The sequence below is a fragment of the Lysobacter sp. F60174L2 genome (assembly GCF_052547135.1).
The window spans coordinates 514,764-530,586 of the sequence record NZ_JBQWRA010000001.1 but is presented as its reverse complement, the minus strand read 5'-3'; the positions used below and the strand labels follow the sequence as shown (position 1 = coordinate 530,586).

The window sequence follows — 15,823 nt, the reverse complement described above, 5'->3', positions numbered from 1 at the left end:
CGGAACTGCCCTGACGTTACCGGAGTTGACAACGCTGTCAATTGGGCGTTCCATGCGTCTCGACACCAATTTCGTGAAGGTCCGGGGAGGGAATTTCGATGAAGCGTGTGCATTTCGTACCAAAGCGCCGCCTGCTGAGCGCCGCGCTGCTGCTGGCGCTGGCGCCGGTCGTATCGGCGCAGGTCGCGACCGGCGAGCCGGACGACCAGGAAACTACGACCGCGCAGGCCGAAGCCGACGCCCAGACCCTCGACCGGGTGGTGGTGACCGGCATCCGCAGCAGCCTGACCTCGTCGATGAACCTCAAGCGCGATTCGCAGGGCGTGGTCGACGGCATCGTCGCCGAGGACATCGGCAAGTTCCCCGACACCAACCTGGCCGAATCGCTGCAGCGCATCAGCGGCGTGTCGATCGACCGCTCGATGGGCGAGGGCTCGAAGGTCACCGTGCGTGGCGTCGGCCCCGACTTCAACCTGGTGCTGCTCAACGGCCGCCAGATGCCGGCATCGAGCATCGAGGCGACCAACGCCTCCAACTCGCGCGCGTTCGATTTCGCCAACCTCGCCTCCGAGTCGATCTCCGCGGTCGAGGTCTACAAGACCAGCCGCGCGGAGACGCCCACCGGCGGCATCGGCGCGACGATCAACATCAAGACCGCGCGCCCGCTCGACAATCCCGGCTTCCTCGCCAACATCGGCGTCAAGGGCGTCCACGACACCAGCGCCGGCAACCTGCCGGATTCGCTGCAGGGCGACGACCTCACCGGCGAGGTATCCGGCATCTTCAGCAACACCTCCGCCGACGGCAGATTCGGCATCGCCCTGAGCGGCAGCTACCAGGAGCGCGACTTCGGCTACAACGAAGCGGCGGTGGGTGGTGGCTGGTACGCCTTCCCGGGCGGAGAGGGTCCGCTGGCGAACGCGGAGCCGGCCGCCAATGCGACCAACGCGCCCGGCCCCGGCGACATCTACTCGATCCCGCAGAACCTGATCTACGCGGTCAACGGCGTGCAGCGGCAGCGCTCCAACGGGCAGGTCACCCTGCAGTGGGCGCCGACGGACCGGGTCACCACGACGCTCGACTACACCTACTCCGAGAACAAGATCCAGGCGCAGCGGCACGAGCTGTCCACCTGGTTCAACCAGGCGGCCTCGGAAACCTCGTGGACCGACGGTCCGATCGCGGCGCCGACCAGCTACACCGAGTACGCGGGCTGCTTCAACCCGGCGACCGAACAGTGGACCGCGAGCGATGCCGCCAACGTCTGCCCGGCAGGCTTCGAACCGCGCTGGGGCGACCTGGCGATGGCCGGCTCGTACAACGCGACGCGCAACGAGAACAAGTCGCTGGGCTTCAACGTGGCCTGGGAAGTGACCGACGCGCTCGACCTGGAGTTCGACTACCACAGCTCCAGCGCGGAGTCGGGCGCGGACAGCCCGTACGGCTCCAACAACGTGATCGGCACCGCCGCCTTCGCGCGCGGCGTCACCAACGTGGACTTCAGCGGCGACTTCCCGGTGCTGTCGGTGCTGCTGCCGCCGGGCATGTCGTCGGTCGGCGCCGACCAGATGATGGTGACCGGCTCCTCCTTCCGCAACAGCTACATGAAGTCGGAGGTCGAACAGGCGCAGGTGCGCGGCAGCTTCGACTTCGCCGACTATTCGCGCCTGGATTTCGGCGTGTCGTCCACCGAGGTGCGGAACCGCACGGCCTACAACTTCACCCAGCGCGACGACTGGGGCGGCTTCGGCAACGGCGCGGCGGACTATGCCGATGATCTTTGGATCCCCGACGACATCAGCGGCTACTTCGACCAGTTCGGGGGCAGCGGCGGCGCGTTCGGCCAGTTCTTCCTGTTCGACTTCGAGGCCCTGCGCGAGGCCGCGATCGCGGCGCGTGGCGGCGACGAGGCGTCCTACCTGCCGCCGCCGAACTTCAGCACCGATCGCCGCACCACGGAGAAGTCGAAGAGCGCGTTCGCGCAGTGGAGCGACACCTTCGGCATGGACATGCCGCTCAACGTGGCCGTCGGCGTGCGCTACGAGGAAACCGAGGTGACCTCCAGCGCGCTGGTGCCGATCCCGACCGGACTGGTCTGGGCCGGCAACAACGAGTTCACGGTGCAGTTCGGGCCCGACGACTTCACCACCCTGCGCGGCAAGTACGACTACTGGCTGCCCAGCATCGACCTGGGGTGGGAACTCACCGACAGCATGATCCTGCGCGGCAGCTACGGCCACAGCATCGGCCGCCCGCAGTGGAACCACATCCAGGGTGGCCAGACCATCGACCAGTTCGCCGGCTACGAGGGCGGCACCGGTTCGCAGGGCGACCCCGGCCTCAAGCCGCTGGAGTCGAAGAACTTCGACCTCTCGTTCGAGTGGTACTACGACGACGCCAGCTACCTGTCGGTGGGCTATTTCCGCAAGGACATCGACAACTACATCGGCACCGCGCAGCGCGAGATCCATCCCGGCCTGACCACGCCGGTCGGCGGCGCCTACTTCCTGGAGGCGATCGCGAACGGCGGCTGCGTCGAGGGTTCGGTCGATTTCCGCGGCTGCGTGCGCGGCTACATCTTCGACAACTACGCCGGTACGCCGGGCGTGGTCGTGACCGGCACCGATCCAAATGGCCAGCCGACCGGCACCATCGCCGGCCAGCCGGGCGACCCGCTGGCGTTGTTCCGCGTCAACGTGCCGGTGAACAAGGAGTCTTCGCAGATCGACGGCTGGGAGCTCAACGTCCAGCACATGTTCGGCAGCAGCGGCTTCGGCGTATCGGCCAACTACACCATCGTCGATTCGGACCTGACCTACGACGACTACAACCTCGGCGACCAGTTCGCCCTGGTCGGCCTGAGCGACTCGGCCAACCTGATCGGCTTCTACGACAACGGGCGGTGGCAGGTCCGCGCGGCGTACAACTGGCGCGACGAGTTCCTGTCCTCGACGTTCGACAGCTGGCGTCCCAACCCGGTCTACGTCGATGCCTACGGCCAGTTCGACCTGAGCGTCGGCTACCAGGTGACCGAGCAGCTGTCGCTGCAGGCCGAGGCGATCAACCTCACCGACGAGACCACGCGTTCACACGGCCGCCACGACCGGGAAGTGTTCTACGCCACCCAGACCGGGCCGCGCTACATGTTCGGGTTCCGCTACAAGTTCTGATCACCGGCGCGGCTGCGCGATACTGGGGTCTTCCGCGGCGGGCCGTCCCGCCGCGGGGGCGCCCGCCGCCGACGGAGACCGGTACGTGGTGAATGCGGTACTGCTGAACAACATCGACCACCGCGACCTGCGCGTCGATCCGCGCCGCGGCGCACGCTTCGGCGACGACCGGGGGATGTCCTCGGTGACGTTCCCGGCCGAGTTCCGCAACGTGCAGGCGCACTACCCGATCGTGTTCCGCGCGACCGGCGACGGTGGCTTCCAGCCGATCGCGCTGTTCGGCCTGCGCGAGGGCGAGAACCTGTTCCTGACGGGCGACGACGGCGGGCATTGGGACGCGACCTGCCTGCCGCTCGCGGTTGAGCGCGAGCCGTTCCTGATCGGCACGTCGGGGGACGGCGGCCTGCTGATGCACATCGACCTCGACAGTCCGCGCGTCGGCACCACGACCGGCGAGCCGCTGTTCCGCGAACATGGCGGCACCACCGACTTCCTCGACCGCATGAACTCGGTGCTGCTGGCTTTGTACGAGGGAATGCGGGGTACGGCGGCATTCATCGATGCGCTTGTGCGCCACGAGTTGCTGGAGCCGTTCGCACTGGACGTCAGGCTCGACGACGGCTCGCAACTCCGCCTCGCCGGCCTGCACACCATCGCCGAGGAACGACTGCGCGCGCTCGATGGCGATGCGCTCGCGCAGCTGTCGCGCGACGGCCACCTGGAGGCGGCCTACATGGCCGTCGCCTCGCTTTCGAACCTTCGCATCCTGATCGAGCGGATGAACCGCGCGCATGCCGGCGGTCGATAACCCGATCCGGGAACTCGCCGGCGTCGATCCACGCGCTTTGCCGGACGACGTCCTGCATTCCACCACGCCGGTGGTCCTTCACGGCCTGGTCGAGGCATGGCCACTGGTGCGGGCCGCGCGCGCTTCGGCGGAGGATGCGGTCGCCTACCTGCAACGGTTCGATGGTGCCGCGATGCCGGCGGTGGCGACGGTCGCGCCACCGGATGCCAAGGGTCGCATCTTCTACGACGACGACCTGCAGGGCTTCAACTTCCGCCACGAGCGGATCCCCCTCGCGGTCGCGCTGAAGACCCTGCTGAAATACCTGCACGACGACGACGCGCCGACGATCTACCTCGGCGCCACCACCCTCGACACCTACCTGCCCGGACTGCGCGCCGAGAACGACCTTGACCTGGGCGACCACGACGCGCTGGCCAGTATCTGGATCGGCAACCGCTCGCGGATCCCCGCGCACCAGGACCTGCCCGACAATCTCGCCTGCGTTGCGGCGGGCCGTCGCCGCTTCACGCTGTTCCCGCCCGACCAGCTCGCCAACCTGTACATCGGGCCGCTCGACTTCACGCCCGCGGGCCAGGCGGTCAGCCTGGTCGACTTCGCCGCGCCCGACCTCGCGCGCTTCCCGAAGTTCGCCGAGGCGCTGCGACATGCGCAGGTCGCCGAACTCGGCCCGGGCGACGCGGTGTTCATCCCGAGCATGTGGTGGCACCACATCGAGGCGCTGGACGGGTTCAACGTGCTGGTCAACTACTGGTGGCGGCAAAGCCCGGCGTGGATGGACACGCCGATGAACGCGCTGATGCTCGCGATCATGACCGTGCGCGAGCTGCCGCCGGAGCAGCGCGCGATCTGGCAGGACATGTTCCGCCACTACGTGTTCGAACCCGGCGAAGCGACCATCGACCACATCCCGGAAGCGGCGCGCCGCGTGCTCGCACCGCTGGACGAGACCGGCGCGCGGGCGTTGCGCGCGCGGTTGCTGCAACGCCTCAACCGCTGACTGCGCAGCGTTTCCTAGCCCTTGGCGAAGCGCGCGGCGAGCCAGTCGCCGAGGTCGCGGATCTGCTCGACGCAGACCTGGTGGGCCATCGGATAGGCGTGCCACTCGAGCTCGAATCCCAGCGAACGCAGCCGCGCCGCACCAGCCTCGCCCGCGGCGAACGGCACCACCGGATCGAACTGTCCGTGGGCCATGAACACCGGCTGCCCGCGCGCCGCGGCCGGCACCGAAGACTCCAGGCCAGCCAGAACCGCCGTCGACAACGGCAGGTAGGTCGACAACGCGACCACCCCGGCCAACGCCTGCGAACGCCGCAACCCCGCCGCCAGCGCAACCGCGCCGCCCTGCGAGAATCCGGCAAGCACCACACGCTCCGGCGCGACTCCACGCTCGCCCTCGCGAGCGATCAGCGCCTCGACCTGCGCCACCGACTGGTTGACCCCGGCCTCGTCGGCACGGTCGGCCATGCGCCCGGCATCGAGGCTGACGATGTCGTACCACGCCCGCATCGACATGCCGTTGTTGATCGTCACCGGCCGCACCGGCGCATGCGGGAACACGAAGCGCAGCGCCGGCCAGTCCTTGCGGACCAGTTCCGGCACGATCGGCGCGAAGTCGTTGCCGTCCGCGCCGAGGCCATGCAGCCACAAGACGGTCCAGGTCGGCGACGGGCCGGTTTCATGTTCGACGGTTTCGAGGAACTGCGCGGTATCGTTCATCGCGTCATTGTCGCCGCTGTGGACGGATGCGGCCAGCGGCGACGGTATGGTCTGGGCCCACCAGGACTCGAACCTGGAACCGACGAATTATGAGTTCGCTGCTCTAACCATTGAGCTATAGGCCCGCAGAGCGGAGTGCGATTGTAGCCCGCAAACGACGAAGCCCCGCACTGGGCGGGGCTTCGAATGTCGCGACTGGCGAATCAACTCACTCGATATCGAGGAAGCTGCGCAGCTGCTCCGAGCGGCTCGGGTGACGCAGCTTTCGCAGCGCCTTGGCCTCTATCTGGCGGATCCGCTCGCGGGTGACGTCGAACTGCTTGCCGACTTCCTCGAGGGTGTGGTCGGTGTTCATGTCGATGCCGAAGCGCATGCGCAGCACCTTGGCTTCCCGCGGGGTGAGCCCGGCGAGCACGTCGCGGACGGTCTCCGACAGGTTGATGTCGGTGGTCGCGTCGACCGGGGACATCACGTTGGTGTCCTCGATGAAGTCGCCCAGGTGGCTGTCCTCGTCGTCGCCGATCGGGGTCTCCATCGAGATCGGTTCCTTGGCGATCTTCATGACCTTGCGGATCTTGTCCTCGGGCATGTCCATCTCTTTCGCCAACTCTTCCGGCGTCGCCTCGCGGCCGTACTGCTGCAGCATCTGGCGGCTGATGCGGTTGAGCTTGTTGATCGTCTCGATCATGTGCACCGGGATGCGGATGGTGCGCGCCTGGTCGGCAATGGACCGGGTGATCGCCTGGCGGATCCACCACGTCGCATACGTCGAGAACTTGTAACCACGGCGGTACTCGAACTTGTCGACCGCCTTCATCAGGCCGATGTTGCCTTCCTGGATCAGGTCGAGGAACTGCAGGCCGCGATTGGTGTACTTCTTGGCGATCGAGATCACCAGGCGCAGGTTGGCCTCGACCATCTCGCGCTTGGCCTTGCGCGCCTTGGTCTCGCCGTAGGCCATGGTGCGGCTCATCTCCTTGAGGTCGCCCAGGGTGATGCGCATCGCCTGCTCGGTGGCGATCGACGCCTGCTGCTCGGCGATGATCAGGTCCTTGACGTCACGCAGGCCCGAGGCCCACTTCTGCTTGCGCTTCAGCAGCTCGTCGACCCACTCCAGGTTGGCCTGGTTGCCGTCCCACGAGCGGATGAAGTCCTTGCGCGGCATCTTGGCGACGCGGGTGGCCAGCTCGAGGATGCGGCGCTCGTGGCGCTTGAGCTCGGCCACGGTGTCGCGCATGTTGCGCACCAGCGTGTCGGTCAGCGGCAGCGGCAGCTTGAGGGTGACGAAGATCTCGGCCATCTCCTCGCGCAGCTTGACCACCGACTTGTGGCTTGGGCCGTGCTTGGCGTAGGCCTTCTCGAACTTGGCGTACAGCGAGGTCAGGTTCTCGAAGCGCTCGGTGACGATCAGCGGGTCGGGACCGGTCGGGCCCTCGTCGGCGCTGGAATCGTCGTCATCGTCGTCGTCGGAATCGTCGTCGCTGTCGTCGTCGTCCTTGCCCTTCGCGTCCTTGCCGTTCTTGTCGTTCTTGTCATCCTTTTCGGCGGCCGGGGCCGGCGCCGGCGGCGGCTCGTCGAGCATGTCGAGGAAGCCGACCAGCAGCTCGGCCAGGCGCTTCTTGCCGGCCTTGTGCAGTTCGTAGTCCTGCAGGATCAATTCGATCGTGCCCGGGAACAGCGCGATCGAGGCCTGGACCTGGTTCAGGCCCTCCTCGATGCGCTTGGCGATCGCGATCTCGCCCTCGCGGGTCAGCAGTTCGACCGTGCCCATCTCGCGCATGTACATGCGCACCGGGTCGGTGGTGCGGCCACCCTCGGCGTCGATGCCGGTCAGCGCGGCGGCGGCTTCCTCGGCGGTCGAGTCATCGACCTCGCGGTTGGAGCCGCCATCGGCGAGCAGCAGCGTCTCGGCATCCGGCGCAACCTCGTGCACCTCGATGCCCATGCCGTTGATCATGCCGATGATGTCCTCGATCTGCTCCGGATCGACAATGTCGTTCGGGAGGTGATCGTTGACTTCGGCATAGGTCAGGTAGCCCTGCTCCAGACCCTTGCTGATCAGCGATTTGATGTCGGACTGGGGGGCCTGACGTTCGTTGGCCATACGGCTGCGCCACCACGTAATTGGGGAGAAATGAACCGTCTATTATACCAGCCCGCCTGCCCGGACGCCCGAAACGGCGTGGTTACAGGGGCTGGCCGGGCACTCAGGCCCGTAGAAGGAAGGTGACCGGGCCGTCGTTGACCAGGTTGATCACCATATGGGCACCGAAACGCCCGGTTTCCACCCCCGGGGCGTGCTTTTCGCGGCAGGTTCGCAGCAATTGGTTGAACAGCGGTTCAGCCGCGGCGGGTGCGGCGGCGGTGCTGAAGCCGGGGCGCATGCCGCTGGAGGTGTCGGCAGCGAGGGTGAACTGGCTGACCAGCAGCAGGCCACCGCCGGTATCGGCCAGGCCGAGGTTCATGCGGCCGGCCTCGTCGGCGAACACGCGGTAGCCGAGCAGGCGCTGCGCCATCCGCGCGACCTGGACGTCGCCGTCGCCGGGCTCGATCCCGACCAGCGCGAGCAGGCCGGGGCCGATCGCGCCGACGGTGTCGTCGTCGATGCGGACGGAGGCCTGGGTGACGCGCTGGATCAGGGCGAGCATCGACACAGGATAACGGCGCGCGGGGGCCGGCTACACTGCGGCCGATGACCGACGTTGCCGCCCGCCTGCTGTATGCCCTCGCCGCCCTGCTCGGGCGACTGCCGTGGCGCTGGCTGATGCGGCTGGCCGACGTGCTGGCGGCGCGCTCGCTGCGGCGCGACAGCCGCGAGGCGCGGGTGGTGCGCTGCAACCTCGAACTGGCCTACCCCGAGCTGTTGCCGGGACAGCGCGAGCAGATGCTGCAGTCGATCCTTCGCAGCACCGCGCGGCAGTTGCTCGGCACCCTGCGGCTGTGGACCCGGCCGCATGCGGAGAACCTCGCGCTGATCCGCGAGCAGCACGGCACCGGACTGCTCGACGACGCGATCGCGGCCGGCAAGGGCGTGATCATCGTCGCCCCGCACCACGGCAACTGGGAGCTGCTGAACCAGTGGCTGGCCGCGCGCACGCCGCTGGCGATCCTTTACGCGCCGCCGGAATCGAAGGTCGGCGAGGCGTTCCTGCAGCGGGTCCGCGCCAGCGACGACAACGCCGCGCGGGTGACCCAGGTCCGCGCCGAGGGGGCGTCCGGGGTGCGCCAGCTGTTCAAGCGGCTGGCCGCGGGCGGCGTGGTCGGCATCCTGCCCGACCAGCAGCCCAAGCGCGGCGACGGCGAATTCGGCCCGTTCTTCGGGGTCGAGGCGCTGACCATGACCCTGGTCGGGCGCCTGGCCGCGCGCAGCGGGGCGGCGGTGCTGGTGGCCTGGTGCGAGCGGATCGAGGGTGGCGACGGCGGCGGTCCGGCGTACGCACTGCATGTCGCGCCGACGCCGGACGAGGTCGCCGACCCCGACCCGCGGACCAGCGTGGCCGCACTCAACGCGGCGATCGAACGCGTTGCCCGGCGCGACCCGTCGCAGTATCAATGGACCTACAAGCGCTTCTCGCTGCGCCCCTCGGGACGAGGCGAGGACAACCCGTACTGGCCGAGCTGCTATCGCCGTTGATGCCGGTACGGTTGCGTCACCAACAGCAGGGGAAACGCAGTGGACAACCCGGTTCCGGCAGCCCATCCGGTCGAACCAACCGAGCCGTTCGACCCGTCGGCGTGGCAACCGCTGCCGCCGCGGTCGCGCAACCTGTTCCTGATCGGCACGATGCCGCTGGCAAGCGCGGCCGGCCTCGGCGCCGGCGTGGTCTGCGCATTGGCGATGGATCCGTCGACAGCCGGGATGGTCGCGACCGCCGCGTCTGGATTGCTGCTCGGCGCCGCGTTCGGACTGTGGCTGGGCCTCAAGCAGTACCGCCACACCTTCTGGCGCCTCGATGACGACGGCCTGGCGGTGCGCCGCGGCCGGCTGTGGCAGCGCGAGACCCGGGTGCCGGCGAGCCGGGTCCAGCATCTCGACCTCAAGCACGGCCCACTGCAACGCGGACGCGCACTGGCGACACTCATCGTGCATACCGCCGGCACCCGCCACGGCGCGGTGACCGTGCCCAACCTCGACGCCACCGATGCCGAGCGCCTGCGCGACCGCCTCGGCCGCCAGATCGACCACGACGACGATGACTGAGGCCCGGCCACACCCGCCGGCGCCGGCCGTGCAGACCGCCAGCGCCGCCGACGCCGAGCGCCGCCTGCACCCGATGTCGTGGCTGTTCGTGTTGCTGGCCCAGCTACGGCAGTTCATCCTGCCGCTGCTGGCACTGCTGGTGTTCGGCCAGGGCGACCGCAACGAGCTGTGGCCACTGATCGGCGTCGGCGTGCTCGCGCTGGTCTCGCTGTGGCAGTACTTCACCTACCGCTACGGCGTGGCCGGCGACGCGCTGGTGGTGCGCAGCGGCCTGCTCGAACGCAGCCTGCGGGTGATCCCGTTCGCGCGCATCCACAACGTCGCCCTGCAGCAGTCGATGCTGCACCGCGTGTTCGGGGTCGCCGAGGTGCGGCTGGAATCGGCCGGCGGCAAGAAGCCCGAGGCCGAGATGCGCGTGCTCAAGCTGGAGGACGCGCTGGCGCTGGAGACGCTGGTGCGGCAACGCGGCCGCGCGGTTGGTGGCGCCGCGATGGCGGGCGTGGGGGCGGGGTCCGACACCTTGCTGGCGCTGTCGCCGGGCGAAGTGCTGCGGCTCGGACTGGTGTCCAACCGCGGACTGATCCTCGTCGCGGCGGCATTCGGTGGCGTCTCCCAGTTCAATCGCGAGCTGATCCCCAACCTGTTCGAGCACTGGGGCAAGGCGCTGTTCGGCTGGGCCGGCGAGCGCCACTTCGGCGTCGCCGAATACGCCGCCGCGGCGATCAGCCTGGCGCTGCTGGCGGTGCTGTTGATGCGGCTGCTGTCGATCGTGCTGGCGATGCTGCAGTACCACGGCTTCCGGCTCAGCGAGCACGGCCGCCGGCTGACGATCGAACGCGGGCTGCTGGCGCGCTGGCGCACCAGTGCCTCGCGTCGACGCATCCAGGCCTGGACCCTGCATGAAGGGCTGTTGCACCGCTGGCTCCGGCGGCAGTCGCTGGAGGTCGACAGCGCGGTCGGCGAGCAACAGAACCAGCAGCGCGCGTTGCGTGAAATCGCGCCGATCGCGACGCCCGACCAATGCGGATCGCTGATCGCCCACCTGCTGCCGCGCGCCGACTGGGCGGGGCTGGACTGGCGTCCGCTGCCGCTGTCCGCGTGGTGGCGGCTGTGGCTGCCCTCGCTGCCCTGGGCCCTGGGGCTCGCGGCGTTGCTGGCCTGGAACGGCGCACCCTGGGGCGTACTGGTGCTTGCGTGGCTGCCGTGGTCGGCCTTCAAGGCACGGCGGCGTGCCGCCCGCGCGGCATGGGCACTGGGCGACGAGCTGGTCGCGGTGCGCGAGGGCTGGATCAATCGCCACTGGCGCTTCGCCGAGATCGACAAGCTGCAGGCGCTGCAACTGACCCGCAACCCGATCGACCGCCGCTGCGGCACCGCCACGGTGTGGCTGGACACCGCCGGCGCCGGGGCGATGTCGCCGCCGCTGCGGGTGCGGTTCCTGCCGCTGGCCGAGGCGCAGGCGCTGTACGCGACGTTGTCGCGGGAGGTGGCGCGGCGGCCGTTGCGCTGGTGACGAGGCGGTTCGCGGCTCAGGCGCCGCGCAGCCGCGCCAGGCCGTCGCGGTAGAACGCCTCGATCTGCACCAGCTTCGACTCGATCCGGAACGCATCCATCGGGTACGCCAGCCGACACTGTCCCGCGGCATGCATCCGCTGCAACGCCTTGGCCAGCGCCGCGGCATCGTCGATCGGCACCAGCGGTTCCTGCAGTTTCGATGCGAGGTGGCGCGCGCCGTCGCTGGCGGTGGCGACGATCGGCAGGCCGGCCTGCATCGCCTCCAGCAGCACCAGCCCGAACGGCTCGCGCCGCGCCGCGCTGACAAAACCGTCGAACGCCGCCAGCCAGTCCTGCGGATGCTCGGCGAACCCCGGCATCAGCACCTCCGGCCCGGCCTGCTCGCGCACGGTCTTCCACGCCTTGCCCTGGCCGACGATCACCAGCCGCGCATCGGGCAACTGCGCGCGCTTGAATGCCTCGACCAGCACGTCCAGCCCCTTGCCCGGCTCTACCCGGCCCAGCGCACCGACCACGAAGGTGCCGTCGTCGATGCCGTGCCCGGCGCGCAACCGCGCACGCGCGCCATCGCTGGCCGGTCGCGGCAACGTCCAGTTGTCGATCTGCACCGTTTGCGCGCGCAGTGGCGCGGGAATCGAATCGAGCTGCCACGGCGCGATCGCGATCAGCCCATCCAGCGCATCATGCTGGCGCGGCTTGTAGTGGATGTGCAGGGTCGCCACGCGCAGGCAACCGGGCACGTCGAGACCGTGCAGCGCGCGGCAGCCGCCGCTGAGGTGCGCGTGCGCCACGTCCGGTCGCAGCCGCCGCAACACGCGGCGCGCCTGCCACGCGGTGAACAGGTTCCCGACCACCTCGACCTTGACCCGCGGGTCGACCCGGTGGGCGATCGCATCGGCCCGCGACGCGGTACCGGCGCGGCGCAGCACCACGGTCACGTCGTGGTCGGCGGCCTGCGCCGCGGCCAGTTCCAGCGCATGGCGCTCGCTGCCGGCGAAGCGGCTGGTCAGGATCAGGTGGACGATCCGCATCAGACCGGTCCCCAGTAGTTCAGCCGGCGGCGCAGCTTGAACTTGCGCCACGGGTCGAGCGGCCGGGGCTTGAGCGACGCGGTGCCGCCCTCGACAAGGAAGCGGTCGACCGCCTCCAGCGTGCGCTCGCTCGAACGGCCGTCGCGGTATGGATGGATGCGTTCGCCGAACTCGCGGATCGCCGCCATCAACTCCGGCGGTCGCGACAGCGCGCGTTCGATCGCCGGCTCGAAGTCGGCCGGGTCATCGATGTCGATCAGCTGCGGCCCGGGCCGGCGGTTCCTGAACGTCACCACCGGCTTGCCGGTCAGCAGGAACTCGCTCAGCGCCGAGGACGTGTCCGAGCACATCATGTCGACCTGGCCGAACAGGTCGAGGATGTTGTCGTCGTCGGCGAAGCGCAGGTATTCGTTCTCCAGCGCGCGGTACATTGCGACCACCTCCGGATCCATCTTCGGATGCAGGGTCACGATCCAGCGCCAGCGGCCGTCGCGCGAGAGCCGCTTGACCTCGTCGTGCAGCGTCTTCGCCGCGCTCCACGATGGCGAGAACGTCGAGTGGTAAAGGATCACCGGCGGCTCGCGCACCGGCGGCAGCGTGGCCGGGAGGCTGGCCAGGAACGGGTCGAGCTTGGGCCAGCCGGTCTCGATCACGCGGAAGAAACGCTTGCGGTCGGCCAGCGCCTGGAACGCGGCGGTGTCCTGCGGACCGGTGGTGCAGTACAGGTCGAAGAACGGGCGGATGTAGATGTGCCGCGGCTTGCCGGCGTCGAAGCCGTGGAAGGTCTGCACCTTCACCCCCGGCATGAAGTGCGGCAGCGCGTTGCTGGAGGTGAGGATCGCGGTCGGGTTCCAGTCGCGCACCTGCTCGACGCTGGTCAGCAGGCGCTCGTCGGCGCCCAGCTCGTCGGCGCCGTCGCCGCCATCGAAGAACCACGCCGCCTCGTCGCCGCGCGCGCGCGCCGCCGCCTGCAGTGGCCGCAGGATGCCGAGCGCGTAGCGCACCGAGCCGTAGAGCAGGTAGCGCTTCGGATCAGCCGGGGCGCCGGTACCACGACGCCCGGTCATCGATCCAACCCGTGGCGCAGCAGCACATCGCGCGCGCTTTCGATCGACCCGGGGTTCCGGTGCATCTCGTAGTAGCGCAACCGCTTGTAGATCGCATAACTGGCGGCGACGTGGGCGACGATGAAGCCACGCCAGCCATCCAGGATCGCCAGGCGCAACAGCCAGTCCTTCAGAAAGGCGGCCAGATAGACAAGCGGCGCCATCCATATCCGCGGCGCACGCCCGCGCGCGTGCCAGTCGCGGCATTTCAACTCGGCGTAACGCAATACCTTGAGCTGCTTGTGCGGCAGCGTCGGGTTGTGGAGGTGATGGAAGGGCGCTTCGAACATTTCCGCCGCACCCTCGAAACGCAGCGACTCGTGGACCCGTGCGTCGGTCCAGCGCGCACGTCCACGGTGGTAAAGGCGCTCCACCTTCTCGCCCACCATCGGTCGGTACCAGCGCATCGGGGCGCCCATGTACCAGGTGCTGCGGCGGAGAATTCCGACCGCGGCTCCGCTCTGGAGCATCGACGGCAACCTGCTTTCCAGTTCGGCCACCAGCGCCGGTTCAAGGAATTCGTCTGCGTCCAGCACCAGTATCCAGTCGTGGGATGCCTGGGTACTGGCGAAGTTGCGTTGAGCACCGAACCCCAGCCAGTCCTGGTGGACCACGCGTGCTCCGTGGGCCTGGGCCACCGCCACGGTGTCATCGTCGCTGCCGCTGTCGACGACGAGCTTTTCGGACGCGAATGGCACGCTGTCCAGGCAGCGCGCGATGTTGTTTGCCTCGTTGTGGGTGATAACCACAAGGCTGATGGGAAGATGTGACATGGCGGGATAGTAATCCGTCGCGCACTCCCGGATGGAGATCGCGGACTCCGAAACACCACCAGGCCTGGCCCCAACCGGGATCAGGCCTTGCGCAGGCGCGCGTAGAAAAACCCGTCCATGCCGTCCTCGCCAGGCAGGCGCTGGCGGCCGGCACCGCTGGCGTGGCCGAACGCGGCATCGAGCGGTTCGGCGCTCACGTCGGGCGTGCGCGCGAGGAAGGCGTCGACCTGCGCGGTGTTCTCGGCCTTGAGGATCGAGCAGGTCGCGTACAGCAGCACGCCGCCGGGAGCGACGGTGCGCCACAGCGCATCGAGCAGCGCGGCCTGGGTGGCGACCAGTGCGGACAGGTCCGACTCGCGCCGGTGCAGCAACACGTCGGGCTGGCGCCGAACGATGCCGGTGGCCGAACACGGTGCGTCCAGCAGCACCGCGTCGAACGGCGTGCCGTCCCACCAGTTGTCCAGGTCGACGGCGTCGGCGGCGCGCAGTTCGATGTTGCCGGCGAGTTGCAGGCGGTCGAGGGTTTCGCGGACCTGCCGCAGCCGCGCCGGGTCGATGTCGAGCGCGGTCAGCTGCAGGGCCGGGTCGCGTTCGAGCAGGTGCGCGGACTTGCCGCCGGGCGCGGCGCAGGCATCCAGCACACGGCCCCCCGGGGGCGGCGCGAGTGCATCGGCGACACGCTGGGCGGCGCCGTCCTGTACCGACACCGCGCCGTCGGCGAAGCCCGGCAGCGTGGCGACCGGCACCGGGGTGTCGAGCCGCAGGCCGTCGGCGAGGTCGGGGTTGGATATCGCGTCGATGCCGGCATGCCGCAGCTGTTCCCGATAGGCATCGCGCGTGCCCTGCCGGTGGTTGACCCGCAGCCACAGCGGTGGCGCCTGCGCGCTCGCGGCGAAGATCGCCCGGCTTTGGCCGGGCCAGTCGTGTTCGATCCGTGCACGCAGCCATTGCGGCCACTGCGCTCCCGCTTCGGCGGCCGGCAGGCCTTCGCGCTGGGCGCGGCGCAACAACGCATTGACCAGCCTCGACTGGTGCTGGCGGCCGAGCGCGCGCGCGGCCTCGACGGTCGCGCCCACGGCCGCGTGCGGCGGCAGGCCGAGCGGGTCGAGCTGGGCGAAGCCGGCCAGCAGCAACGCGCGCAGCTCGCGATCGCGCTTGGCCAGCGGTCGCGGCAGCCAGGCCGCCAGTGCCGCATCGAAGCGTGCGCCCTCGCGCAGCACCGCGAAGCAGATCGCCTCTACCAGCGCGCGGTCGCGCGGATCGGGCAACGCATCGAGCGAAGTCGCCAGTTCTGCCTTGAGCGAACGGCCGCGGTGCAACACCGCGTCGAGCACACGGGTCGCGATGAGGCGCGGCTGGGTTCCGACGGCGGGTTTCATGCGCGGCATTCCGTTCTTGCAGGAGCGACGTGAGTCGCGACCCGCCGAACGCTGAAGAGGATGTACAGGACGCGACTCACGTCGCTCCTACCATCGGGCAAACGGCCATCGTCATCGAAAC

Annotated in this window: 13 protein-coding genes and 1 tRNA gene; 6 read left to right on the top strand and 8 right to left on the bottom strand. The window is 69.1% G+C overall.

Annotated features, from left to right (window positions below; all coding sequences use genetic code 11):
* Window positions 1-98: 98 nt before the first annotated feature.
* The 3 genes from ACT9AS_RS02320 to ACT9AS_RS02310 all read left to right on the top strand — a co-directional run bounded on the left by ACT9AS_RS02320 (window position 99) and on the right by ACT9AS_RS02310 (window position 4,978).
* Window positions 99-3,170: a TonB-dependent receptor gene (locus tag ACT9AS_RS02320; RefSeq protein ID WP_445098504.1), complete on the top strand. Its 3,072-nt coding sequence runs from the start codon at window positions 99-101 to the stop codon at window positions 3,168-3,170.
* Between the two features lie 85 nt (window positions 3,171-3,255).
* Window positions 3,256-3,978, top strand: coding sequence for a SapC family protein (locus ACT9AS_RS02315; RefSeq protein ID WP_445098503.1), 723 nt, complete (start codon window positions 3,256-3,258; stop codon window positions 3,976-3,978).
* The gene (locus tag ACT9AS_RS02310) at window positions 3,962-4,978 is read left to right on the top strand and encodes a cupin-like domain-containing protein (RefSeq protein WP_445098502.1); all 1,017 of its coding nucleotides are present in this window, start codon (window positions 3,962-3,964) and stop codon (window positions 4,976-4,978) included. The genes ACT9AS_RS02315 and ACT9AS_RS02310 overlap by 17 nt, the downstream gene beginning before the upstream one ends.
* 14 nt (window positions 4,979-4,992) lie before the next feature.
* Here ACT9AS_RS02310 and ACT9AS_RS02305 read toward each other — a convergent pair whose 3' ends face one another.
* From ACT9AS_RS02305 to dtd, 4 genes are all read right to left on the bottom strand, one after another.
* On the bottom strand, window positions 4,993-5,697 hold the full coding sequence (locus ACT9AS_RS02305) for an alpha/beta hydrolase (RefSeq protein WP_445098501.1): 705 nt from the start codon (window positions 5,695-5,697) through the stop codon (window positions 4,993-4,995).
* A 52-nt stretch (window positions 5,698-5,749) separates the two neighbouring features.
* Window positions 5,750-5,822, bottom strand: a tRNA-Ile gene (locus ACT9AS_RS02300).
* A gap of 83 nt (window positions 5,823-5,905) precedes the next feature.
* Window positions 5,906-7,801 carry an RNA polymerase sigma factor RpoD gene (gene rpoD / locus ACT9AS_RS02295; RefSeq protein ID WP_445098500.1) on the bottom strand — a complete coding sequence of 632 codons (1,896 nt, stop codon included), beginning with the start codon at window positions 7,799-7,801 and terminating at the stop codon, window positions 5,906-5,908.
* 103 nt (window positions 7,802-7,904) lie between these two features.
* The gene (gene dtd / locus ACT9AS_RS02290) at window positions 7,905-8,345 is read right to left on the bottom strand and encodes a D-aminoacyl-tRNA deacylase (protein ID WP_445098499.1); all 441 of its coding nucleotides are present in this window, start codon (window positions 8,343-8,345) and stop codon (window positions 7,905-7,907) included.
* 44 nt (window positions 8,346-8,389) lie between these two features.
* On the opposite strand from dtd, the gene ACT9AS_RS02285 reads away from it, so the two are divergent.
* The 3 genes from ACT9AS_RS02285 to ACT9AS_RS02275 are packed head-to-tail and all read left to right on the top strand — an operon-like array spanning window position 8,390 to window position 11,411.
* A complete protein-coding gene (locus tag ACT9AS_RS02285; RefSeq protein WP_445098498.1) occupies window positions 8,390-9,331 on the top strand; it encodes a lauroyl acyltransferase in 942 nt (313 codons plus the stop codon).
* Between the two features lie 39 nt (window positions 9,332-9,370).
* Window positions 9,371-9,898, top strand: coding sequence for a PH domain-containing protein (locus tag ACT9AS_RS02280; RefSeq protein WP_445098497.1), 528 nt, complete (start codon window positions 9,371-9,373; stop codon window positions 9,896-9,898).
* On the top strand, window positions 9,891-11,411 hold the full coding sequence (locus ACT9AS_RS02275) for a PH domain-containing protein (protein WP_445098496.1): 1,521 nt from the start codon (window positions 9,891-9,893) through the stop codon (window positions 11,409-11,411). The genes ACT9AS_RS02280 and ACT9AS_RS02275 overlap by 8 nt, the downstream gene beginning before the upstream one ends.
* A gap of 16 nt (window positions 11,412-11,427) precedes the next feature.
* On the opposite strand, the gene ACT9AS_RS02270 is transcribed toward ACT9AS_RS02275, so the two are convergent.
* From ACT9AS_RS02270 to rsmB, 4 genes are all read right to left on the bottom strand, one after another.
* Complete coding sequence (locus ACT9AS_RS02270) at window positions 11,428-12,444, bottom strand: glycosyltransferase (RefSeq protein ID WP_445098495.1); 1,017 nt, start codon at window positions 12,442-12,444, stop codon at window positions 11,428-11,430.
* Entirely contained in the window at window positions 12,444-13,511 is a 1,068-nt protein-coding gene (locus tag ACT9AS_RS02265) for a CDP-glycerol glycerophosphotransferase family protein (protein WP_445098494.1), read from the bottom strand. The genes ACT9AS_RS02270 and ACT9AS_RS02265 overlap by 1 nt, the downstream gene beginning before the upstream one ends.
* A complete protein-coding gene (locus tag ACT9AS_RS02260; RefSeq protein ID WP_445098493.1) occupies window positions 13,508-14,323 on the bottom strand; it encodes a glycosyltransferase in 816 nt (271 codons plus the stop codon). The genes ACT9AS_RS02265 and ACT9AS_RS02260 overlap by 4 nt, the downstream gene beginning before the upstream one ends.
* Window positions 14,324-14,403: 80 nt before the next feature.
* Window positions 14,404-15,702, bottom strand: coding sequence for a 16S rRNA (cytosine(967)-C(5))-methyltransferase RsmB (gene rsmB, locus ACT9AS_RS02255; RefSeq protein WP_445098492.1), 1,299 nt, complete (start codon window positions 15,700-15,702; stop codon window positions 14,404-14,406).
* Window positions 15,703-15,823 lie beyond the last annotated feature (121 nt).